The 21980-nt window shown below is 49.3% G+C and carries 20 protein-coding genes; 12 read left to right on the top strand and 8 right to left on the bottom strand.

From position 1 onward, the window contains the following. Positions 1-254: 254 nt before the first annotated feature. The 3 genes from CSQ88_RS18205 to CSQ88_RS18195 all read left to right on the top strand — a co-directional run bounded on the left by CSQ88_RS18205 (position 255) and on the right by CSQ88_RS18195 (position 2087). Complete coding sequence (locus CSQ88_RS18205) at positions 255-677, top strand: hypothetical protein (protein ID WP_099399508.1); 423 nt, start codon at positions 255-257, stop codon at positions 675-677. Positions 678-892: 215 nt separating this feature from the next. After that, on the top strand, positions 893-1210 hold the full coding sequence (locus CSQ88_RS18200) for a hypothetical protein (RefSeq protein WP_143449510.1): 318 nt from the start codon (positions 893-895) through the stop codon (positions 1208-1210). 184 nt (positions 1211-1394) lie between these two features. After that, on the top strand, positions 1395-2087 hold the full coding sequence (locus CSQ88_RS18195; protein ID WP_099399506.1) for an FG-GAP repeat protein: 693 nt from the start codon (positions 1395-1397) through the stop codon (positions 2085-2087). A gap of 82 nt (positions 2088-2169) precedes the next feature. Here the strand turns inward: CSQ88_RS18195 and CSQ88_RS18190 are convergent, their stop codons facing one another. The 4 genes from CSQ88_RS18190 to CSQ88_RS18175 form a co-directional block, all read right to left on the bottom strand. Then, complete coding sequence (locus tag CSQ88_RS18190) at positions 2170-2778, bottom strand: glutathione S-transferase family protein (RefSeq protein WP_099399505.1); 609 nt, start codon at positions 2776-2778, stop codon at positions 2170-2172. Positions 2779-2885: 107 nt separating this feature from the next. Continuing rightward, the gene (locus CSQ88_RS18185; protein WP_099399504.1) at positions 2886-4052 is read right to left on the bottom strand and encodes an AGE family epimerase/isomerase; all 1167 of its coding nucleotides are present in this window, start codon (positions 4050-4052) and stop codon (positions 2886-2888) included. Continuing rightward, positions 4039-5367, bottom strand: a complete 1329-nt coding sequence (locus CSQ88_RS18180; protein WP_099399503.1) for a glycoside hydrolase family 125 protein — start codon at positions 5365-5367, stop codon at positions 4039-4041. The genes CSQ88_RS18185 and CSQ88_RS18180 overlap by 14 nt, the downstream gene beginning before the upstream one ends. 684 nt (positions 5368-6051) lie before the next feature. Further along, positions 6052-9027, bottom strand: coding sequence for a beta-galactosidase (locus CSQ88_RS18175; RefSeq protein WP_099399502.1), 2976 nt, complete (start codon positions 9025-9027; stop codon positions 6052-6054). Between the two features lie 546 nt (positions 9028-9573). Here CSQ88_RS18175 and CSQ88_RS18170 point away from each other — a divergent pair. From CSQ88_RS18170 to CSQ88_RS18145, 6 genes are all read left to right on the top strand, one after another. Beyond that, on the top strand, positions 9574-9999 hold the full coding sequence (locus CSQ88_RS18170; RefSeq protein ID WP_099399501.1) for a DUF4124 domain-containing protein: 426 nt from the start codon (positions 9574-9576) through the stop codon (positions 9997-9999). Positions 10000-10320: 321 nt separating this feature from the next. After that, complete coding sequence (locus CSQ88_RS18165) at positions 10321-11223, top strand: protoglobin domain-containing protein (RefSeq protein WP_218963142.1); 903 nt, start codon at positions 10321-10323, stop codon at positions 11221-11223. 9 nt (positions 11224-11232) lie between these two features. Beyond that, positions 11233-11601, top strand: coding sequence for an STAS domain-containing protein (locus tag CSQ88_RS18160; RefSeq protein WP_099399499.1), 369 nt, complete (start codon positions 11233-11235; stop codon positions 11599-11601). Next, a complete protein-coding gene (locus CSQ88_RS18155) occupies positions 11591-12007 on the top strand; it encodes an anti-sigma regulatory factor (protein ID WP_099399498.1) in 417 nt (138 codons plus the stop codon). Before CSQ88_RS18160 ends, CSQ88_RS18155 begins: the two co-directional genes overlap by 11 nt. Before the next feature lie 3 nt (positions 12008-12010). Beyond that, positions 12011-12589 carry a SpoIIE family protein phosphatase gene (locus CSQ88_RS18150; protein ID WP_099399497.1) on the top strand — a complete coding sequence of 193 codons (579 nt, stop codon included), beginning with the start codon at positions 12011-12013 and terminating at the stop codon, positions 12587-12589. Then, positions 12586-15768, top strand: coding sequence for a response regulator (locus CSQ88_RS18145; RefSeq protein ID WP_099399496.1), 3183 nt, complete (start codon positions 12586-12588; stop codon positions 15766-15768). Before CSQ88_RS18150 ends, CSQ88_RS18145 begins: the two co-directional genes overlap by 4 nt. A gap of 16 nt (positions 15769-15784) precedes the next feature. Here the strand turns inward: CSQ88_RS18145 and CSQ88_RS18140 are convergent, their stop codons facing one another. Together CSQ88_RS18140 and CSQ88_RS18135 are read right to left on the bottom strand one after the other, a co-directional pair. After that, positions 15785-16093 carry an RnfH family protein gene (locus tag CSQ88_RS18140; protein WP_099399495.1) on the bottom strand — a complete coding sequence of 103 codons (309 nt, stop codon included), beginning with the start codon at positions 16091-16093 and terminating at the stop codon, positions 15785-15787. A 17-nt stretch (positions 16094-16110) separates the two neighbouring features. Then, positions 16111-16539 (bottom strand): type II toxin-antitoxin system RatA family toxin, encoded by a 429-nt coding sequence (locus CSQ88_RS18135; RefSeq protein WP_099399494.1) that lies wholly within the window; start codon positions 16537-16539, stop codon positions 16111-16113. 105 nt (positions 16540-16644) lie between these two features. Here CSQ88_RS18135 and dnaB point away from each other — a divergent pair, with 105 nt between their 5' ends. Next, positions 16645-18060, top strand: a complete 1416-nt coding sequence (dnaB, locus tag CSQ88_RS18130) for a replicative DNA helicase (RefSeq protein ID WP_099399493.1) — start codon at positions 16645-16647, stop codon at positions 18058-18060. Between the two features lie 327 nt (positions 18061-18387). Here the strand turns inward: dnaB and hmpA are convergent, their stop codons facing one another. Beyond that, positions 18388-19482: an NO-inducible flavohemoprotein gene (hmpA, locus tag CSQ88_RS18125; RefSeq protein ID WP_306475253.1), complete on the bottom strand. Its 1095-nt coding sequence runs from the start codon at positions 19480-19482 to the stop codon at positions 18388-18390. Here hmpA and CSQ88_RS23600 point away from each other — a divergent pair. After that, positions 19412-19564 carry a hypothetical protein gene (locus CSQ88_RS23600; protein ID WP_306475254.1) on the top strand — a complete coding sequence of 51 codons (153 nt, stop codon included), beginning with the start codon at positions 19412-19414 and terminating at the stop codon, positions 19562-19564. The two genes, hmpA and CSQ88_RS23600, sit on opposite strands and share 71 nt — an antisense overlap. A gap of 279 nt (positions 19565-19843) precedes the next feature. Continuing rightward, on the top strand, positions 19844-21796 hold the full coding sequence (locus tag CSQ88_RS18120; RefSeq protein ID WP_099399492.1) for a DUF5666 domain-containing protein: 1953 nt from the start codon (positions 19844-19846) through the stop codon (positions 21794-21796). Between the two features lie 93 nt (positions 21797-21889). On the opposite strand, the gene CSQ88_RS18115 is transcribed toward CSQ88_RS18120, so the two are convergent. Continuing rightward, a partial coding sequence (locus tag CSQ88_RS18115) for an IS3 family transposase (protein WP_143449393.1) occupies positions 21890-21980 on the bottom strand: 91 nt, incomplete at its 5' end.

Genomic DNA, 21980 nt, shown 5'->3' with positions numbered 1-21980 from the left:
CCAAGAAATCAGCGAGTTCAAACTTCTCTCCGCATCGGAGCTAAAGGAATTCAATTTCGGCCCGCTTGTGCTCACTTCCAACATCGTGGATAAAGCTCTCGAACTAGCGTCAGCCCATGTTTAGCCGCCGGTTCGGTTATCCATTCACCTGCGGTCTAACCCGTCGTTCAAGCGGGCCTGACTGCATCGGGCCGCTTAACTTTTTTCGTTAGGCAAATGAAAAAATTAATACTACCTAATAAATGAGAAAAAATATGAATGAGAATGTATATGGCGCTCCGGAATCTAATCTGAATTTATCGGAAAGCACCGATGTTCAATTATGGAACCCAGATGCGGCAGGCGCGTGGAGTCTTTTATTTACGCCAATATTTGGCTCAATTCTTGTGTACAAAAACTGGGAATCTATCGGAGATGTAGAGCAAGCAGATAAAGCCAAGAAATGGATATACATCAGTGTAATTATGTCAGTTGTATCTGCTGTTGTTGGGGTTGTTGGCATAGTTTACATATGTACCTGGTACTTTATGTCGCAAAAAAAGCAAACAACTTATTTTAAAAATGAATACGGAGGGAAGTACGCGCGAAAAAGCTGGAAAAAGCCGCTTCTAATAGCTTTTAGTATATGGCTAAGTATTGTTATAGCTATAGTAGCTTTATCTCTTGCAAGCGCATAACAAGGCGTTCCAGCATCGCACACTACGTGTGCTGGACACGTTTGTAAGTAGTACTTTTGTGGTTTTGCTGTAAGCCTCCAGCCCGCCCACCCAATTTCTATTTTTAATTCTGGCATCCTGCATTTTTTCAATGCGGGGCAAGGTCAGTTTTTTTTGGGGGGGGGGGCCGTATTGATACCTCTGCTGTTGCAAATAAAAGAGCTTGGCTTAACTGATTGCTCTTCTTTATGGGCTTCTGTCTCAACCGCAATTGTTGCCATTTATTTGCGATTGAAAAGTATTGTGGGTTTTCTGAGGCATGGGTGCGTTTTATACGGGCGAAACAAGATTTGGAGAAATTAAAAGAGGAACTCGATATTAAATGGCTAAAGCTGGCTACGTCGGAATCAACTAGTTTAGAGGCGGTATTAGAAGAATTATTACGCATTTCTGCGGCCAAGCATGATATTTTAAAAAAAGAAACTGAAACGTGGGCGACGGTCTTGCAAGAGGGCGTGAAAAATACGAATCCGTCTCAAGGTGCAGCATCGTAGGTTTTAGTAATGGGGTTAGGGATTGTATTTTTATGAGATAAACTTATTGTGGTTTACAACGCAAGCTAAATTTATGGCTTTACGTCAAATGTAAGACCTGATCCTATAGGGCCTTGTTGTTAAAATAAGCAGACACATTAAAAAACTTTGCTAACTTTCTTAGTTGGACTTTTCAGGTGATTAAATGAAAAAGTTAATTAAAATTAAATATGCCTTTACATTGATGGCCAGTTTTCTTGCAGCCGCAGCACAGGCGGCAAGCTTTCTTATTCCTGATGTGGCAAATGAATACACAATAAAAGTCATTGCCGAATGTAATAGTGAACAATGCGAAGGGCCCGCTGAAATTCATATTACAAAAAAGAATGGTGGCTTGGTCCAAACCCTTAAGACCCCTGATCTTGCTGTTTATTTAAATGCAAACAAAAAGTTGCCGGCGAATCATACTGTGCTTTATAGCGATCAAAGCGCGGTGGTGGCGGATGATTTTAATTTTGATGGCACCACAGATATCGCAATCAGAAATGGTAACAATAGCGCATATGGCGGCCCTTCCTATGATGTTTATGTTTACAATATAAGTAAAAGAAAGTTTGTTTTAAGCGATGAGCTGACAGAATTAGCCACCTCAAAGCTGGGCATGTTTTCAGTTGATAAAGCCCGCAAGCGGCTGATTACTTTTGAGAAAAGTGGCTGCTGCTGGCACCAGACCACGCATTACGCGGTTTCTCCCGGAAGGGGGCTTTACGTTGTTTATTCGTTGGTTGAGGCTGCTACTTCCGATGGCAAGAATGTAGAGGTGACCACTTCATCACTTGTTGGTAAAAAGATGAAATCAAGCACGAAACTCTACCCCGTAGATTCTTATTATAAATAAAAACTTATCCTTCAATTAGGTTATCCGCATGAGTGATTGCGCTCAACGGAGTGGTGTAATGGGATACAGGGCTTGGTGGATTTTATTCAATAATTGGGCAGCTTTCTTTAATTCCTGGCTGGGATAAAAGGTGCTGCCAATGGGTTTCAAAACGGGGCGAGTCTTTTGGTGAATTACCCAGTTTGATTCCTTTTCTATAAATAATGGCAATAAAAATATCTGCGAGTGTAAATTGGCTGCCAATTGCAAATGGGCTGTTTAGCCAAAGCTGGGATTCCAGCCTGGCCAGATTGCTGGCAATCCAACGCGCCCGGATTGGCTTCATTTGATCTTTGTTCAGATCAGGCCGGAAATGCTGAATAATGCTGCTGTTTTGTGCAGGGTGAATCGATGAGTTTACTGCCTCGCATATTTCACGGACTTGAGCGCGTAGAAATGGATCTGAATAGTTTAAAGGAGGGGATGGATATATTTCTTCAATAAACTCAACCATCGCCATCGATTCAGAGAGTGCCCGACCATCAACTTCCATGATCGGGCAACGCCCGAATGGGCTGATGTCAGCAAAATGGGCGATATCAAATTCATGTTCTAAATCAATCAATTCATAGGGTATACATTTGAAATCCAAAGCCCATCTGACGCGCTCACAGCAGTTTGCTCCGGCTGCATAATAGAATTTGATATTCATAGATTGAACTCAATAAAAGATTGAATAGCGTACCTCTTTCATTCTAATTAACTGAGCCTTTTTGGCGCAATGCCAGCGGCGATTGCGCCCTAAGTTTATTCCTCCTCTTAATCAACCACCTTCAAAACTTCATAACACGCGCCCATGGTGTGGTAGTCGGTTTTGCCTGCGGGGGATTTGTGTTGGTCGATTTTCTGGTTGTCTGGGCTGAGTACGCGGTACCAGGCGCCATATTGGTGGTCTACAAAGTGCTCCCAGCTGTAGGCCCAGATTTTGTTGTAGGCTTGCCAGTATTTTTCATCCCTAGTGCGATCCGCCAGCAGGGCGGCGGCGGCGAGGGATTCGGCTTGTACCCAGAAGTATTTGTCCTGATCGTAAGGCTCGCCATCGAGATCGTAGCCGTAGATTAACCCGCCGTGTGCTTCGTCCCAGCCGGATGATATCGCTTCGTCAAACAGCTCGCGGGCGCGGGCCAGGTGCCAGGGCTGCGGGTCGTGGCGGTCTAAAATCAGCAGTAGTTTGGCCCATTCGGTTTGATGGCCGGTTTGGATACCCCAAGGGCGGAAGATATTGGTCTTGTTGCCCTTGTTGTATTGCAAATTGGGCGTCAAGTCGGTGCGGAAATGCTCCCAGATTGCACCGTCGGTTAAGGCGGCCTGGCGCTGGGTAAAGTTGGCGGCCAGTAGCTTGGCGCGGTCTAAATAGCGGATTTCGCCGGTGGCTTCAAAGGCGGCGAGCATGGCTTCGCAGCCATGCATATTGTCGTTTTGGCCGCGATAATCATCCAGTACCCAATCGCTGCTGGCTTCGCTGGCGTAAACGCCGTATTCGGGCAGCCAGAAATGTTGCTCCATGGTGTTGTAAGTTTCATCCAGCCATACTTTGGCTTCATCCATGCCGCTGCGATAGGCGCAGGCGTAAGCCAGCATTACAAAGGCGAGGCCGTAGCACTGGTTGGTGGCGTCAAGCACTGCGCCGTTTTTAACTTCCCAAGCGTAGCCGCCAGTTTGCGGGTTGAAATGCACCTTGCGGATAAAATCGATGCCGTGCCTGACGCGCGCCTGATATTCCTTGTCGTCAAACTCCAGCCACGCCATCGCATTATTAAATACAAAGCGGGTGGACGAGACGAGGTGGCGGCTTTGCTTATCGTAAACGCTGCCGTCATCCATATAGTAATGATAAAAACCACCCGCCGGATCGACCGATATCGGGTCGTAAAACGCCATGGTGTGGCGAATATGTTTAAGTAGAAATTCTCTAGTGCGAAACATGGCGATCCTTGGCAGAGAGTAAATGGGTGCGTTCCCGGGCTATTTTGCTGATGAGTTCACCAAACAGGGTGTTGGCCCATGCAAACCAGCTGCGGGTAAATTGCTGTGGCTGACTGGCGTGAAATGATTCATGCATAAAGTAAGTTTCGGCATGGCAGCTTTTTAGCATGTGCAGGCAGTGGCTGATTTCCTCGTCCTGATCGCTGGTCATTGCCCGCATGATGATGGACATCGGCCAGATCATGGGTGCCAGCGTGTGCGGGCTGCCATTGCCTTCAAACTGGTCCCCTTTAAAAAACCAGGGGTTGTTTGTGGAGAGCGCAAAGCGGCGGGTGTTTTGACAGACCTCTTTATTCTGCGCTACTGCCCCCAGATAGGGTAAGGACAACAGGCTGGGAATATTGGCATCGTCCATCAGCAGGGCACTGCCGTAGCCGTCCACTTCATAGGCATAGATGGGGCCGTGTTCAGGATGCTGAACAATGGCGTGGGTTTGCAGTGCGGTGGCAACTTCGTCAGCCAGAGCGGTGCATTCGGCGGCAAAGGCGCTCTCATTAAAGAGCTCGCTCACCATGCTGGCCAGCTGGCGAAGGCTGACTACAGCAAAAAAGTTGGATGGCACTAAAAATGGCAAAACGGTGGCGTCGTCCGATGGCCTGAACATCGAGGCGATCAGCCCCACGGGCCGGGCAGGGTTGCCCCAGCCATCGCAAGCTAAGGTGTCCGCTTGCCAGCTGCCACTGCGGGTGAAGGAGTAAGGCCCGCGATTTTCTTTGCGCTGCTGCACTTTCATGGTGGCTACAACTAGCTTCATGGCTGCCAGCCATTGCTGATCAAAAGGCCTGCGGTCGGAGCTGCGCTGCCAATAGCCATGCGCCAGGCGGATGGCGTAGCACAGCGAATCCAGCTCCCATTTGCGCTCGTGCAATTCGGGCAGCATGGTGGTGTTGTCACTCTGCCATTGGCTATGGGCAGGCCCATCGTTAAAGGCGTTGGCGTAAGGATCAGTCAGGATGCAGGCGCTGTGGCGGCGGATCAGCCCGGCAATCATGTCGGCAAGCTTTGGGTCTGCCTGGATATGTGCTAAATAAGGCCAAACCTGCGCCGCGCTGTCCCGCAGCCACATGGCGTGGATATCGCCGGTAATCACAAACGTATCCGGCAGGCCATCCACCATCTGAAACGCCACGGTGGTATCGAGGGTGTTGGGATAACACTGGCGGAATAAGCGCGCTAAGGCGGGATCAGAGATGTGCTGGCTGATGTTTTCGATATGGTCGTTGACGGCGGGGCTGTGGAATTTTTGTGGCTGCAAGGGATTACTCGGTTGTTGAAAGGTTTACGGGGCATGTTGGGGACTGCAAAGGTAATCGGCGCGGGTATAAGTATTTATATCATTCAGGTGGCACTTCAGTGCTGTGGCTTCCCCCTTTGTAAAGGCTATGTCTGCGTTAAATGTTGAAATTTAGTTGAGTGGATACTTACGCTTTTAGGGGGTAAATTGAAAATTTTTTCTTGAAATTTTTAATTTAAAGCGTAATTGCCACTAAGCAAAAAACAAAAAGACCTTTTTAGTGCCTTCGGCACGTTGATTTTGGAGCGGTAGCCACCGCAGGGCCTTCCTTTCTTGTACGGCCAAGAAACGAAGCCAAAGAAGGCCGCCCCGACCAGCACGAAGGCCCCTCACTGCGGACAATCGAGGCGGCGGCTGCGGGACTCGCTTCGCTCAAACATCCTCGCCGAAACCCCGCCCCGCTTGTTCCTCGCTTCGGCGTGCTTCAAGGGGAGGATTTAAGCCCTGAGCGAAGAGCGCGTTTATTGCATTCCCTGCTGTTTGCTAATAACAAACCTTAATTTCAGTTTTCAACTGTTAACGCAGACATAGCCTTTTCAAAGGGGGGGTGCACATCCAGCTGACGTCGATACTGGTACTAGCGGAGTACCCGCAGTCAGGACGTCAAATCAGCTGTTTCTAGTAGCTGCCTTACAGTTGATTTACCTAGTACTTCCTCAATCTTGCTGTCACTTTGCCTTCCTTGTCTGTAGCAAATAAGACCGCTCGCTCGCTGGCTAAAGTGAGTGAGTAGCTGATGCCGCTGGCTTTGTCTTCAAAGCTGACGGCTTCTTCTTGGCCTGATTCATTCACCAAAATCCATAATGCGCCAAGCTCAAAGCTGAGTTTCTGCGCAAATACGCCTGGCTGTTCGCCGGACAGCCAGTTTAAAGGTGAGCTTAGGCCGGCCCAATCCATTGCGGTTTGATAGAGCGCAAGCAGCGGCTCGGTGCGATCGTTCATTTCCAGGGGCAGCGGGCACCAAAGGATATTGCCCGTGGTTTGTAAGCTGCCCAGTGCATTGCCCTTGCTAAGCTTGGCGATTTTGTCACCGCCAAAGCTGGCGCGGTATTTATGGTTGCCAATATGGATGGATTCTTCGCGCTGCAGATTACGCGTGTCTGATTCGCTCATCAGGGCATGGCAGGGCTGCCAGTAAGCGTCCAGATCGCAGGGGCCGGTCAGCAGAATGGGCGTTTTGCACTGGCTGATCCAAGCGCGGGCAGTTTGCGAAAGGGCGTGCGGGCAGGGGATAATGATCAGTTTGGCGGGGGCGTGGTCCAGATCGGCAAGATGATATTCGCTAATGGCACGTACCGGCACTTTCAGCTCGTATTGCATCACGCGTACCAGGCGCTGCGTGGCTTCCAGCGCAAAGCGGCGGTTGCCGTAATCGTTGCTGAAGGGGTAAATCACGGCTACGTCTTCCAACTGCCTGCCTTGCATTATCGGGGCAACGGCTTTAAAAAAGCTGCCGAAGTCTTCGCTTACCATAGCTTCAGGCTTGCGTGTGCCATCGGCCCGGCATGCGCCGATATGTGATTCGTTGATGTTGTCCATGTGGTAGTTGATATTCCATAACCACTGCACTGCACCCGCGCCGCCATTAATAAAGGCGTAAGCATATTTGCGCTCTAACATATGGGCGAGTTCCGTTTCGCTGCGCTTACTGCGCCCATTAGGGCTTTCGATATGCATGATGCCGGTTTCTTGCACGAGGCTTGGTTTGTTGGGCGTTTTGCTAAAGATACTATCCCAAGCCAGATCGTCATTCAGCCACCAGCTATGCACATTGGTGTAGTCCACTGCCCCGGCAAAAAACATGGGCGATGGGCGCTGCATGCCCAGTGCCTCGTCCTGGCCAACGGTAATCAGGCGGTTAGGGGCAATGGCGCGGATGGTGGTGCTTAAATCGGCGATCCAGCGGTTAAGCATGGCTTGGGTAAACAGGCTGTAATCCAGCCAGATGCCGTGTTGCTTGGGCAGAATTTCAGTCGGGTTATGGCCCACATCTTGGTGCAACGGTGGCATTACGGCATTCCAATCGGGTAGATCGGCCGGGCTGCGGTTCCAGCGTTGTTGCCAGCTGGTGATGTCCGCGTCTTGTTCTTGCAACCATGTTCTAAATGCGGCGATTTCAATCGGGTCTTGCACGCTGCGCGGCCCAAGGAAAATCTGCTCGGGGTTAAACATCGATGGCTCGTTGATTAAATCCCAGTGCACATGGCTGCTGTCTTTGTGGCGGCTGATAATGGCGGAAATAAAGCGCTTTTGTGCGGCGATGGCGCGTGGGTCCAGATAAGGGTTCTGGCCTTCCCATGTTTCAGGGGTAAAGGTGAAAAAGGTAAAGCAGGTTTCCAGGTTGTGGCGCTTGGCGCAGTGCAAGAAAGCATCGATGGCTCGTAAGGCGGCTTCCTGGGCGTGGCCGTCTGTAAACATCACTTGTCGCCAAGCTGTCCAGATGCCGGTGCGAATATAGTTGATGCCCATGCGGGAAAATTCGGCCATATCCCTGTCCCATGCTGCGGGATTGGGCAGTTGCAGGAATTTGCGGTGTACATCGCTGGCCATATAGGTCATGCCGACAATGGGCACCGGTTTGCCGCCACGGCTGAAGTAATCGCGGCCCGCGCAAAGTGGCTGACCTTCTTCAAGTAAACGGTGATCTCTGCCCCAAAATCCCTGCTGTAACTCACGGATTTCACCAAAGGCAGAGACGGCACGGCAGTGAATACTGTAATAGCCATGCAAAACCACCATGGGCAGCGTGCTGCGGTGAAATACGGGGCCGTGTGCAGTGGTCCTGAGGGCCAGCGTTTCCTGGATCAGCATCTTGCCCGCTTGGATGATTTTGATTTCAAATTGCCACTGACAAGCCGTGCTACTGCGTAAGGCTTCAATTTGTAAGTTAAAATTAGGGACTTCGCTGGGGTAGTAGCAGGCAAAATCTGGTTTGATCCAAATCTCTGTTACACCCCTGGCGCAAAATTTGGCCCATGCGATTAGCGCTTCGCCCCCTCCCTGGTCCCAAAAAAGAGCCGTAGCGCCGGTGTTTACAAATAGCCAGCGGCTGCCGGCAAATGCACCGCGATGATTTTCGATAAGCACTACGGGGGCGGCAATCGGGCGGCCTGTGGCATCTTTGGCGGTGAGCAAAGGGTAAATTCGTGCGTCCATTGGCCCGTTGGAGCTGGATTCCTTTGGGTGATCTTTATGCTTGGTTGGCATCAGCACAAAGCCGCAACAGGCGTCTTGCGGTGCAAATAAGCTGCAGTGCTCACTCAGCAGCGGATATTCTTCAGCAGGCTCAAGACTAACGGCTTCACTGCTGTCAATGGCCAGCATTTCGTGAATGTTTAAATCTCTGAATAATGTAGTCGGGGCAGAGAAGGGCATATCGCCCATGCTGAGTAAATTACCGCCATTTTTTAGAAAATGCAGCAGTGCAGGCCACGCTGTGGCCGGAAAATAAGCGCCGTGCATGGCAATTAAGCAGCTGCCTGCGGATGCGCTGTTTAAAGCATTTAACAAGGTGCTGCAGTCGGCCAGGGTGCCGGATTCTTGCCAGCGGGCCAAATCATCCTGGCGTGGGCGCTCGCCGTGATATGCCAGGTGTGCATCGTAAAAAAATATGGCGCTCATGCGTTTTCCTCTTAAACAGCGTTTGCATCAATTTGGGTCCGGGCAGCATGGCGTTTCTGGCTTTGCAGCAGCAGAGCCTCTTTGCCCACCCCTCAGTATTGATTACATTTTCTTGGTTTGTATGGGTAATTTACTTTCTGTCATCTGCTATTAATTGTAATTAAGTGTATGGGTGTGTATAGATGTAAAGAGGAGCAAGGCTCTTTACTGCATTGATATTGCCCGGGGTTTGCCTTCTGTTGATTTAAGGTGGACGAGCCTTAGCGAAGAAAGTTTCATTCGATGGCAAAAGCTAAGCCTGCTAATAGTGCCAATATTTAAGGTCGCCTGATTGATTGGGTTTTACTCATTGTCTGAAAAGCAGGATATGATGGAAATCAAAGAATGAGCGCTTTGTATCAGGCGGTGTGAAAGGGTTTTTGAATTAACCGGGTATGCAGCATATCAGCTAATTAGAATTGCCAATGGCATTGATAACGTTTGTTGATTACGCTTATTTCAATATAGCTTATCGTCGTGCCGCAAGAAAAAAGGGAAGTTGATGCAATGAAAATCTTAATTTTGATGGCTTTGCTGATCACAGCAACTGCACATGCAGAAATCTATAAATGGAAAGATGCTGACGGAATGATGCATTATTCTGATCAACCGCCTAAGGGTAATAAAGCAGAAGTACTGAAGACTAAGGACTTGCCTGTCAGCTCGATGTCTGGCCAGCAAAAGCGTGAAGCCTCTGCTGCAAGTACAGTGGCGGTGAAAGCCAGCGCCCCGGCCAGCGCGCCGGTAGCAGCTGCTAAAGGTGAAAAAGACGAAAAAGCTTGCAAAGAAGCCATGGCCAGATTGGGTTATTTACAAGGTTCAAAAAAATTCTCTAGTGTGAATGAAAAAGGCAAGCTTGAGTTTATGGAAGCCTCGCAGCGCAAAGCCGAAACCGCGAGCGTAGAGGCAAATATCAAGCGCTTTTGCCCGTAATCTGTAAGCAAGCCAAGAGCCGCCTCTTCAGGCGGCTTTTTTTTCGTCTGGCGCGGTCTGTTTTTACCTGCGTTCCTTACCTTACATTCACTTGATTTGTTGTTTGGTTGCTTTCGTATTACTTTCGTTATGTTGTAATTGTTCACCAGGTCTGGAAAGTTTGAGTTTATGTATTGCTAAAGTTCTTTCGGCTGGCTATCTAGAAAGACAGCAGTTTTATCTTTTTTTGCTTTCAGAAAATACGTCTGAGAAAGGTTGGCCATGTTTTTGTTATCCAGCATGGTTTTTTGTCAGTATTAAGTTGTGCGAAGGAGAATGAATATGCATGAGCATACCAGCCAAGCGTCGATTAAAGACATCATGCGCCTGCATGATATTGACGAAGTTGATCTTGAAGTGGTTCGCAAATATGGCGCTTTAGTTGTGCCCAGAATGAATGAATACATTACACATTTTTATGAATGGATGCGCGAGCTGCCAGAATATCAAACGCTGATGGCGAATGATGAAGTTAAAAAACGCGCACAAAATGCCCAGCTTACCTACTGGAAAACATTTTTTGCGGCGCATTTGGATGATGCGTATATGGAAGATCGCCGCCGTTTGGGCGAAACCCATGCGCGGATTGGTTTATCTTTGCCCAGCTATTTTGCGGGAATGAATTACTCCTTTGTTTTGTTTACAAAAAAATTATATGACGGCGGTTTATTTAGTGAGGAATACGGCAAAGCAGTGGCGGCAATTACCAAGCTGTTGCATCTGGATACCACCATTGTGGTTGAAACCTATAGCCGTTTAATTAATGAAAGAATTAATGAGCAAAGCCGCGCCTTAATGGAAATGTCTACGCCGGTAACGATGATCTGGCAGGATATTTTAATGCTGCCCGTGGTGGGGATTATCGATTCCAAGCGGGCCCAGGACATTATGGCGGCTATTTTATTAAAAATTGCTGAAACCCGCTCCCGCGTATTTATTATGGATATTTCTGGTGTGGCGATTGTGGATTCAGGCGTGGCCAATCATTTAATTAAAATTACTAAGGCGACACGCCTGATGGGCTGTACTAGTCTGATATCAGGTGTTTCTCCTTCAATTGCCCAGACCATTGTGCACCTTGGCATTGATATTGAAGGAATGACGACTCATGCCACATTACGGGATGCCCTGGAACAAGCCTTCAAGAGCGTGGGCATCAGAATGAAAAGACTTGATGAGGTTTAGGGGGCGGTAATGGATGAGCGTGAATCCGGGGGAGGGGTTGCGATTTCTGTTGTTGAAGATGCTTTGCTTGCCTGTGTGCAAAGTGATTTGCGGCCCGCTACGATGATCGCGCTGCAAAGCAAATTATTGCAACAGGTCACGAAAATGGCGGCGAAAGGGGTCATGCTTGATTTATCCGAAGTAGACGCACTGGACGTGGATGGATTTGCAGCCTTGGTGGATTTGATGCAAATGTTGAAAATAATGGGGGCAAAAACAGTTTTTATTGGTTTCAGGCCCGGTGTGATTGCCGGATTGGCAGCGCTGGACAGTGATTTGTCAGCGCTGCGTGGCTGTCAGACCATCAGGCAAGCTCTGGATATATTACATGAAGCCTAGTATGGAAATGGCAACGGTCTGGCGAAAAATACGCAATGACGCTGATGTGGCGATGTTGGTGGCTTATACATTTTCTTTAGCCAAGCAATGCGGTTTTTCGCCTGTGGCGATTACAGAAATAACAACGGGTGCATCTGAGCTGGCCACGAATATTGTGAAATATGCAGGTGAGGGCATGATGTCTTTTTCCTGGGTGGTCATCAACAGTCACGAGGGTCTGGAGGTAATGGCCGAAGATCGGGGGCCGGGGATAAAAAACCTGGATCTCGCCATGTCTGAGCACTACAGTACCAAGGGTACATTGGGGCTGGGCTTGCCGGGAACGCGTCGTTTAGCGGATGAGTTTGAAATTAGCTCAGAGCCGGAAATGGGGACTCGGGTCCTGTTTCGGAAATGGAAAAACTAAGTCATGCACTTTGAATATGCACGTTGTTTGCGTCCTTGCTATGGCGAAGTAGTGTGTGGTGATGGCACTTTTATTAAACAAATGGAGCATGGCGTACTGGTTGGTATTCTGGATGTACTGGGGCATGGCCCTGAGGCGCACGAGCTGGCAAGGCTTTGCGAGCAGTGGCTGGAAGAAAACAGCAGCGAAGATATCGGACGGATGCTTAAATCTTTGCATGAGCATATCCGCGGATCACGCGGTACGGCCATTACGATGGCTTTTTTGGGGGATGATGGCAATGCGCAGTGCATTACCATTGGCAATACCGTGATGCGTAAGTTGGGAAAAGATTGTTTTACTTTTCCGGCACAGGCGGGCACTTTAGGCATCATTTTACGCAGTATAAGGATTGAGACATTCAGCTTTAAAAGCGATGATGTTTTTATTCTGGCGACGGATGGCATACAGGAACATATTGCTGCAGATGATATTTTGTTTGAACGCAGGAATACACTGAACCAAATGGTTGCAAATTTGCTAAGCCGTTTTGGAAAGCTTTACGACGATGCCACTTGCTTGGCGATAAAGTGCACATTATGACTGAACTTGGCGTATTGTATCTGCGATCCGAAGAAGATGTTTTTATTGCCCGCGATAAATTGCGCCGGGCTTTGGGAAGCTTAAAACTTAACCGGATGCGCAGCGATTTTCTGCTGACGGGTTTTTACTCGCTTTGCCAGCATGTCCGGCAGTCAACTCATAATCACCTTTTGCCAGTAGGGGTTGATGGGGATGCACTGTACTTTCTGGTGCAGTCTGAAGGCGGATGGGCGAAGCACTCGCTCTCCGCCTTTTTTGATGTTCAGAATACTTTATCGGACGGGACTGTACAGCTTGCTTTCAGGATTGATCATCAGGACCCTGATGCGATTTTGCAGGTTAGAAATATCATTAATGAACAAACCCGTGATGAGCTGATGTCTGTGCTCACGGTGAGTAATGCTGAGTTGGCCGCGCATAAACAGGGGCTGGAGCAGGAGGTAGACCGCCGTGCCATGGCATTGCAGCAAAGTGAAATGCAATCAAAGGCCGTGATTGAAGGTGCGCCGATTGCCGTTATTTTGCTTGATAAGGACTGCTGCGTTACAGATTGGAACCGTGCCGCAGAGCTGACTTTTGGGTTTGCTGCTGCCGAAGTGGTGGGCCTGAAACTGCAAAGCCTGATTCATGTTGAGGGTGATGGCGATTTACCTTTGGTGCTGGAGCGGGGCCTTAACGAAGTCACCTCTCGTATAACTACAGCAAGATTTTGGGAATTACTCGCAAGAAACCGCTCGGGAAGCCTGCTGCCTATTGAAGTGGGAATGACCGTTTTAAGTATGGATGGCCATTGCAGTGGCACTTTATTTGCGCGGGATATCAGCCAGCGCAAAATTGTGGAGCAAGAGCTGCAATTGGCTAAAACCAAGGCAGAAGAAGCGGCTTCTGTGAAATCAAGTTTTCTGGCTAATATGAGCCATGAAATTCGTACGCCAATGAATGCGGTGATTGGTTTATCTCATCTGGCATTAAAAGCAGAAATGCCGCCTAAGCAGCGCGATTACCTTTCTAAAATACATCATGCGGGCACGTCTTTATTGGGGATTATTAATGATATCCTCGATTTTTCTAAAATTGAAGCGGGCAAATTAAATATTGAAATTGCCCCTTTTGATTTAGAAACGGTGCTCAATAATGTATGTACGGTAACTACTCAAAAAGTATTTGAAAAAGGTTTGGAGTTTGTTATTCATAATCCGGCTGACGTTCCGCCCTGCCTGCTGGGTGATTCGTTAAGACTGAGCCAGATTATGATTAATTTAGTAAATAATGCGGTGAAGTTTACTGAAGCGGGCGAGGTTGAAATTACCATTCGCTGCATGGAAAAAAACCAAGAGCAAACGCAATTAGAATTCAGAGTCAGAGATACCGGTATTGGTATGACCCAAGAGCAGCTGGGTAAATTATTTATGCCTTTTACCCAGGCCGATAGCAGCACTACCCGCAAATTTGGAGGTACAGGGCTGGGGCTTTCAATTAGCAAAAGGCTTGTTGAATTAATGGGCGGGCGTATATGGGCCGAAAGTGAAAGTGGTGTTGGCAGCCAGTTTGTATTTACTGCGTGGTTTGGTGTTGAGCATAAAGAAATCAGAACACGAGCTATTCCGGCAGAAATCAACAATATGCGCGTGCTGGTGGTGGACGATCATGAACATGCACGCCTCGCGATTATTGAAGTCTTAAAACGGTTTTCGGTGCGTATAGAGCATGTGGGCTCAGGGCAGGGGGCGGTGGAATTATGCAGTGCAGCCCATCAGCGGGGTGATCCGTTTGGCCTGGTATTGCTGGATTGGCAAATGCCAATTATGGATGGCGCTCAGGCCGCCAAAAAAATCCAGGAGATGCTGCCCGATGACACGCCTAAGATGGTGATTGTGACTGCATTTGATCGCGAAGATATATATATTCAGGCTCAAAGTTTAAATATCAGTGCCATTTTAACCAAGCCGGTGAATGCCTCGTCTTTAACGGATTGTCTGGTTTCTATTTTTGCCAATGATGCTGTTTCGGATGCTCAGGCTGTGCCACGGGATGAGGAAGAGGTCGGGCTGAAAGGGATGAGGGTATTACTCACCGAAGACAACCCGATTAATCAGCAGATTGCTACAGAATTGCTTAGTTCGGTAGGTGTGGATGCGGTGGTGGCTAATCACGGCAAAGAAGCGCTGGAAAAACTGGAATTGATGGGCGATGTCCATTTCGATGTCATTTTGATGGATATGCAAATGCCGGTCATGGATGGCTATGAAGCATCAAAGCATATCCGTGCGGATGCCCGCTACAGCCATATCCCGCTGATCGCTATGACGGCCCATGCCATGGTGGAGGAGCGTGCACGCTGCCTTGATCTGGGTATGAATGACCATATTTCAAAACCGATAGACCCGATTCAGTTTTTTGAGTGCCTGAAACACTGGCGGGTTACAACACCTGATGGCAAGCCCAAGCCCGTAAAGGCGAGTGCCGCGCCAGCAGAAGTCATGCCGCCTCTGCAGGCTGCACCCGTGCCAGTGCCTGCTGCGTTTGTGCCGCAGGCAGTAGCTCCGGCAGTGGCCTCTGTACCTGCAACCCCGGCTGGCAGGCAGGAGCTGGATGTAAAAGTAGGGCTGGGCTATGTGCTGAATAACCCTTCTCTTTATTTGCGGATGCTGAAGCAGTTTTGCAGTAGTGAATCCGATTGTGTGCAAAGAACGCATGCCGCATTGCTTGCTAATGAGTTAGAGCCTGCTTTACGTTTTTCTCACACTTTAAAAGGGCTCAGTGCGACACTGGGCGGAACCCGGGTTTCTGAAATAGCGGGGAGGATTGAAACGGCGATTTCGCACGGAGGTGGCTTGAATGAGGTGAGGGAAGATTTGCTCTTGCTCGAAAAACATCTGAGTGTGCTGATGCGTGAGGTTAATGATTATATTAATGGCGAAGACCCCTTTGCCAATGCGTCTGCCCCCTCAGGCAGAATGCCTGCAAAAGAATTACAAAATCTGCTGACCTGGCTTGAGCGTTTATTGATGGATATGGATGCTGAAGCCCTTACCGTCATGGGTAAATATGGGGATGCGATGGCCGATTTTTTTGATCCGGCCGAATTTGCAGCATTCAGAATTGCACTGGAGAAATTCAATTTTGGTGATGCTTTGCCTATCTTGCAAAAAATGAGCTCAAGCCTCACCGTGCCCTGATTGGCTGGTGGCCGGCTTATCCTGCGCCGCCTTTTTTTGTTACTTTGCCTTCCAGTGCGCGCTGCCGGCGTATTTCTTTAGGATCAGCCAGCAGGGCGCGATAAATTTCTACCCTGTCTTTTTCGCGCAAAACGGTATCTGCTTTGCAAGCCTTGGAAAAAATGCCGATTTTATTGCCCGATAAATCAATTTCCGGAAAAAAATCTAAAATGCCTGATTGCAAAATGGCTTGTTCAGCCGTGGTGCCGGCCGCCACTTTAAGAGCAATCAGTTTTTGCAGCGCGGGTGTGGCATAAACGACTTCCACATTGATTAATGTGCTCATGATGGCTCAGAGAATCTTTAAGGGTGAATTTTATCGGCTTGTTTAATAAAAGCATCCACAAAGGTGCTGGTGATTTTATTAAACACCGGGCCAATCATCATTTCTAAGCTGCGGCTGGAAAACTCGTAATCCAGCTCAAATTCAACTTTGCATGCGTCTTCCATCAGCGGAATAAAACGCCATACGCCATGCAGAGCCTTAAACGGGCCATCAACAAATTGCATATCGATCATATGTCTGGATTTGATATCACGGGTGCGAAAAAAAGTTTTTACCTTCAGAAACTCGATTTTTACCGTGACATCTAAAATGGTTTCGCTGCGCTCATGCACCTCTACGCCGCCGCACCATGGCAGAAACTGAGGGTAGTTTTCAACGCGATCAACCAGATCAAACATTTGATCTGCTGAGTGAGTCACTAATACGGTTTTACGAATAGACTGCATAGGGTTTTCTTTATAGGGCGGCCGGACTGATTTCTATCCGCCGCAGTCGATAGTTTGTAGCGTAAAATGCCGGTCTTCCAGAGAAGCCAAACTAGATGTAAAAAAATGACCGAGCATCGTAACCCCGACCACTCCATGACGCAACTTGAAAACATCCGCATGCCACCGCATTCGGTTGAGGCTGAGCAATCTGTGCTTGGTGGCCTGATGCTGGATAACAGCTCTTTTGACAAGATTGCGGATACCTTATTTGAAGCCGATTTCTACCGCGATGATCACCGCCGCATCTTTGCTGTGATCGCCAAGCTGGTTGAACTGGGCCGCCCCGCCGACGTGATTACCGTGGCCGAAGCGCTCGATACTCACGAAGAATTATCTTACGTAGGGGGCCTGGCTTATTTGGGCTCTTTGGTGCAAAACACCCCCTCCGCCGCGAATATCCGCCGATATGGTGAGATTGTCCGCGAAAAATCAGTCATGCGCCAGCTTGCATCTGTGGCCACCGATATTGCCGATGCCGCCTACAGCCCCAGCGGGCGTGAGGCTTCCGAGCTGCTCGATCAAGCCGAATCGGCCGTGTTTCAGATTGCCGAGCAATCTTCACGCGGGCAGAAAGGCTTTATCGGTATGCCGCCGATTTTAAAAGAAATTGTTGAGCGCATTGATCATCTGTTCCAGCAAGATAATCCATCTGAAGTCACCGGCGTTGCAACGGGGTTTTTAGACCTTGATCGCATGACTTCGGGCATGCAGGCTGGCGATTTAATTATTGTGGCGGGCCGTCCTTCTATGGGTAAAACGGCGTTTTCGGTGAATATTGCCGAACACGTTGGCATCGAGCTCAAGCTGCCAGTGGCGATTTTTTCCATGGAAATGGGCGCAACTCAGCTTGGTATGCGTATGGTAGGTTCGATTGGCCGCATCGATCTGCATAAGCTAAAAACTGGCCGCTTTGAAGATGAAGATTGGGTGCGCCTGACTCACGCGGTGGGCCGTATGAATGAAGCGCCTATTTTTATTGAAGAAACCGGCTCATTAACTGCTTTGGATATCCGCACCAAGGCACGGCGCTTAGCGCGGCAATGCGGTGGCCAGCTGGGCCTGATCGTAATTGATTACTTACAGCTGATGGCAGGGCGGGCAGGCGCAAAAGATCAGAACCGCGCGACCGAGCTGGGCGAAATTTCGCGTGGCTTAAAATCACTGGCCAAAGAGCTGAAAGTGCCGATTATTGCGCTCTCGCAGCTTTCCCGCTCAGTAGAGCAGCGTACCGATAAACGCCCGATGATGTCTGACTTGCGAGAATCGGGCGCGATTGAGCAGGATGCGGATTTGATTTTATTTATGTACCGCGATGAATACTATAACCCGGACAGCCAGTTTAAAGGCCTTGCTGAATGTATTATCGGTAAACACCGAAACGGCCCGGTAGGCAAGATTCCGCTGGTGTTTGTGGGCCAGCATTCCCGCTTCGAAAACGCCTTGGTTCGCCCGGATGGCTGGTCGAGTGATCTTGAGTAAGTGGTGCGCAGAGTGGGCAACCATTAGCTCGTTGTTTACCCTGTAAAACCGAGCCATCCTAAAGTTTGGTATGCATCTTTTGCAGGGTGGGTTGCACCCAATCCTATCAATTTAAGCAAAACCTACGGGAGATAGCGTTTTTTGTAGGTTGGGTTAGCTGGTTTATTCGCCAATTTAAGGGCGGATAAATCAGCGTAACCCAATATTTATACGCAAAAGAATGTTGGGTTAGGCGATATATCGCTGAGCGAGGTAAGCCTTGCACGCAGACTGCCAACCTAAGCTACAAGTTCCCCGTATGTTGATAGGGCCGGGGTTGCACCCGCCCTAAGCCGCAACACCCCCAGTCCCAAATGCCTCCGCATGAATCCGCTCCGCACTCACCCCCATAGTTTGCAATGATTTGATCTGGGCTTGCATAAAGGCCAGTGGCCCGCAAAGGTAGTAATCGGCGTCTGGCAGGATCACGTTGCTGGCGATTTTAGCCAGATCCACATGGCCCAAGTGATCGTGGCTGTGCTCCGGGCAGGCTTCGCCATAAAACACGGTTTTCTCAACGTTGGGTTCCTGCGCTGCCAGCTGATTTACCACCTGTTTAAACGCACGTACTTCGGCATTGCGGCAGCCATGTACAAAGCGTATCGCTCTGTCGCTGCCGGTTTTAACCAAATGTTTCAGCATAGCCATCATTGGGGTAATGCCCACGCCGCCGCTAATTAAAACCACCGGGCTTTTCCTGTCCTGATGCAGAACAAAGTCACCTGCTGGCGGGGCGAGATCAATCACATCGCCGGTATTGACTGTGTTGTGCAGCAGATTAGACACCTGGCCAATGAGATTGCCGGTTTGTTCACGTTTGACGGATATACGCAGGTAATCGTTGCCCGGCGCATCAGACAAGCTGTATTGGCGCGGCTGCATCAGATTCCATTCCGGCACAAACATCCTTACCGAAATATATTGGCCTGGTGCGTAATCGGGCACACTGCCACCATCAGCAGGGCGTAAATAGAAAGAGGTGATTTCGCTGCTTTCCTGCTCTTTTTTTGCCACCACAAAACCACGCCAGCCTGTCCAGCCGCCTTGTTTAAAAGCGGCTGCAGCATAGAGCTGCGCTTCTTCGGCAATCAATGCATCGGCAAGCTGGCCGTAGGCGGCGGCCCATGCGGCGATTAATTCATCTGTGGCAGCAGCGCCCAATACTTCACGGATTGATGCCAGCAAATGGTGGCCCACAATTGGGTAGTGCTCCGGGCGGATGCCAAGGCTGATGTGTTTATTGGCGATATGGGTGAGTACGGGGGCGAGCACGCTAGGGTTGTCAATATGCTCGGCGTAGGCAGCCACCGCCATGGCCAGCAGCCTGCTGCTGCGCGCCCGACTGCTGGTTTCCTTCGTTAAAGATTTGTTTGAGTTCCGGATTGTACTGAAACATCCGTGCATAAAAATGCGTGGTGAGCGCAACACCGTGTTGCTTAAGGACAGGGGCGGTGGCGCGGACTAAGTCGCGTTGAGCAAGGTTTAGCATGGTATCTCCGTTCTTTTTAATGTGCATATAATTTACCTATTTAAATGAAGGTTGAAAAGTAAAAATTGCACTTTGCAGGGCAGGGGCCAGGTTTTTTGCTAGCGATTGACTTCTGTCTAATGTCAGCATTCCGCCTGAAATGACGCTTGCTATGCCGCTTATCGCTGAAAAGATGGTAAGGCTTATTGTCAGCCTGTGTTTGCCTACCACAATCCATACAGCTTATTGCTGCATGATATTGATGGGAGATGGACGATGGATCAGCGTATAAAAATTTTGGCATTAGCCTTGGTGGCCAGTCTGGGGCTTTATGCCTGTGGTGGCGGTAGCAGCGGCTCGTCGTCTGGCCCTGCGCCAGTGGCTACCAACCCAACATCCGTGCCCACTACGGTGCCAACTGCCGTTCCAACCCCGACGCCTGCCCCCAGTGGTGGTGCATATGCTCAGGGCACCGTTACCGGCTTTGGTAGTGTGATTGTGGATGGCGTCACGCTGGATGACAGCAGCGCTAGTTTTCAGGTGGAGCAAGATCCGTCGCTGAGTACGTCCGGCACCAGTAATGACATTAAGCTGGGCATGAAGGTGGAGTCCGATCAGGGAGGCGATGACAAAATCAAAACGCTGACCGTCTTGCCAGAGGTTTACGGAAAAATCTCAGAATTAGTTGCGGGCACGGGCTTCAAACTGGCGGGGCAAACCGTCAGAGTCTCCACCGATACGGCCGCTCCCACTGTATTTGAAGGTGCCAGCGCCTTGGCTGATTTATTGGTAGGCGATATTGTAGAAGTACACGGTAGCCGCGATGCCACAGGGGTGATTGTGGCCACCCGAATCGAGCGCAAAGACCCAGCTAGTGTGGTGATGGTCCGTGTAGTAGGCGTGGTCAGTGCCTTGGATAATACGGCTAAAACGCTGGTGGTGAGCGGCTTAACGGTGAACTTTAGCGCTGCAAAACTTCGCCCCGATGGCGTAGTGCTGGAAAACGGCCAGCTGATCGCCGCATGGAGCGATCTAGCCATTAGCCCGACCAGTGTGATGACGGCAAAAGCAGTTAAAGTCAGAAAGCCGCAAGCGGGTAATGGCTTGAAAATGCAAATCGGCGGGCTGATTGCCAGCTTGGATGCCAAAGCTGTTAGTTTCAAAATAGGTGAAGTGCTGGTGGATGCTAGCAAGGCCAAGTTTGAAAGTGGCGTGGTGGGAGATCTGGCTAATGGCAAGGCGGTAAGAGTGGGAGGGGTGTGGCAGACCGATAAATTGGTGGCCGCAGGCGTGAAATTTGTAAAAGACAGCGCGGACGCCAAAATATCACTCAGTGGCGTGATCACTGATTATATTTCTCTTTCTAGCTTTAAAGTGCGTGGTGCCTTGGTCGATGGCAGTGCGGCTACTTTTGATGGTGGTGCAGCAAGTAATTTGGCCAATGGCGTGTTTGTTAAGATTGAAGGCAGCGTGGCAAGCGGGACGGTGCAAGCCAAAACAGTGAAAATTGAAACACCAGCGGCCGCGCCAACTTCCCCTCCAAACGCCAGTGCGCCGACTAATGCCAGCCAAACTGCTAGCGCAGGCGTGCGCACCATTACGGGTGAGGTGAAAGAGTACGACAGTAAAACGGGTAAGTTCAATCTAAGTGGGGTGAAACTCAACTTGCAAATCAATGACAAAACAGAATTTGGCCTTTTGGGGTCTGATACTGCGGCAAGTAAGACTGATTTTATCAATGGCGCTAAGGTGTTGTTGCGTGGAGAGATGGTGGCCGATGTATTTGTAGTCAAAGAAGTGCGCTTCCCGCCTAAAGTAGAGCCACCCGTGAAGCTGGGAGGTGTGATCAGCAGCGTGACGGCCAGCCAGTTTAAATTGAATGGTGTGACTATTCTTTGGAGTGCGACAACACCCGTTGATGGAGGGAAAACAGCCGATGTGGTGAATGGGGTTAATGTTGTTGTGAGCATTCTTAAAAATGGCGATAAATTACAAGCGCAGCAAATTGAAATCAAAGGCCGTGTTGCTTCATCGCTGGAAGTAAAAGGCGCTGTGAGTGATTTTGTTTCGCTGAGTAATTTCAAAGTGGCTGGTCAAAAGGTTGACGCCAGCAAAGCTGAGATTAAAGAAGGAAAAAGTGGAAGTTTGGCGAATGGTCGCGTTGTTGAAGTGAAAGGTGTACTAACAAATGGCGTATTAATCGCGGGCAAGGTGTCCTTTGCTGATTAAGGGCGTGTTGAGCGATGGGTAAATAAATGAGATTTAGAGGGAAAAAAGCCACTCATGGATGAACTGACCCCAATTAGTTGGACAGTATAAAAGCTAGGCGCTCAAGGGCTGGGTTCTGTATTGCACAGGACTCAGCCCTTTTAACTTCAGTTTGATTCGGTCGTGGTTATAGTAATGGATGTAA

The sequence above is a fragment of the Iodobacter sp. BJB302 genome (genome assembly GCF_002735645.1).
Taxonomy (GTDB): domain Bacteria; phylum Pseudomonadota; class Gammaproteobacteria; order Burkholderiales; family Chitinibacteraceae; genus Iodobacter.
The sequence above is the reverse complement of the archived record's forward strand: the minus strand, read 5'-3'. Positions and strand labels throughout refer to the sequence as shown.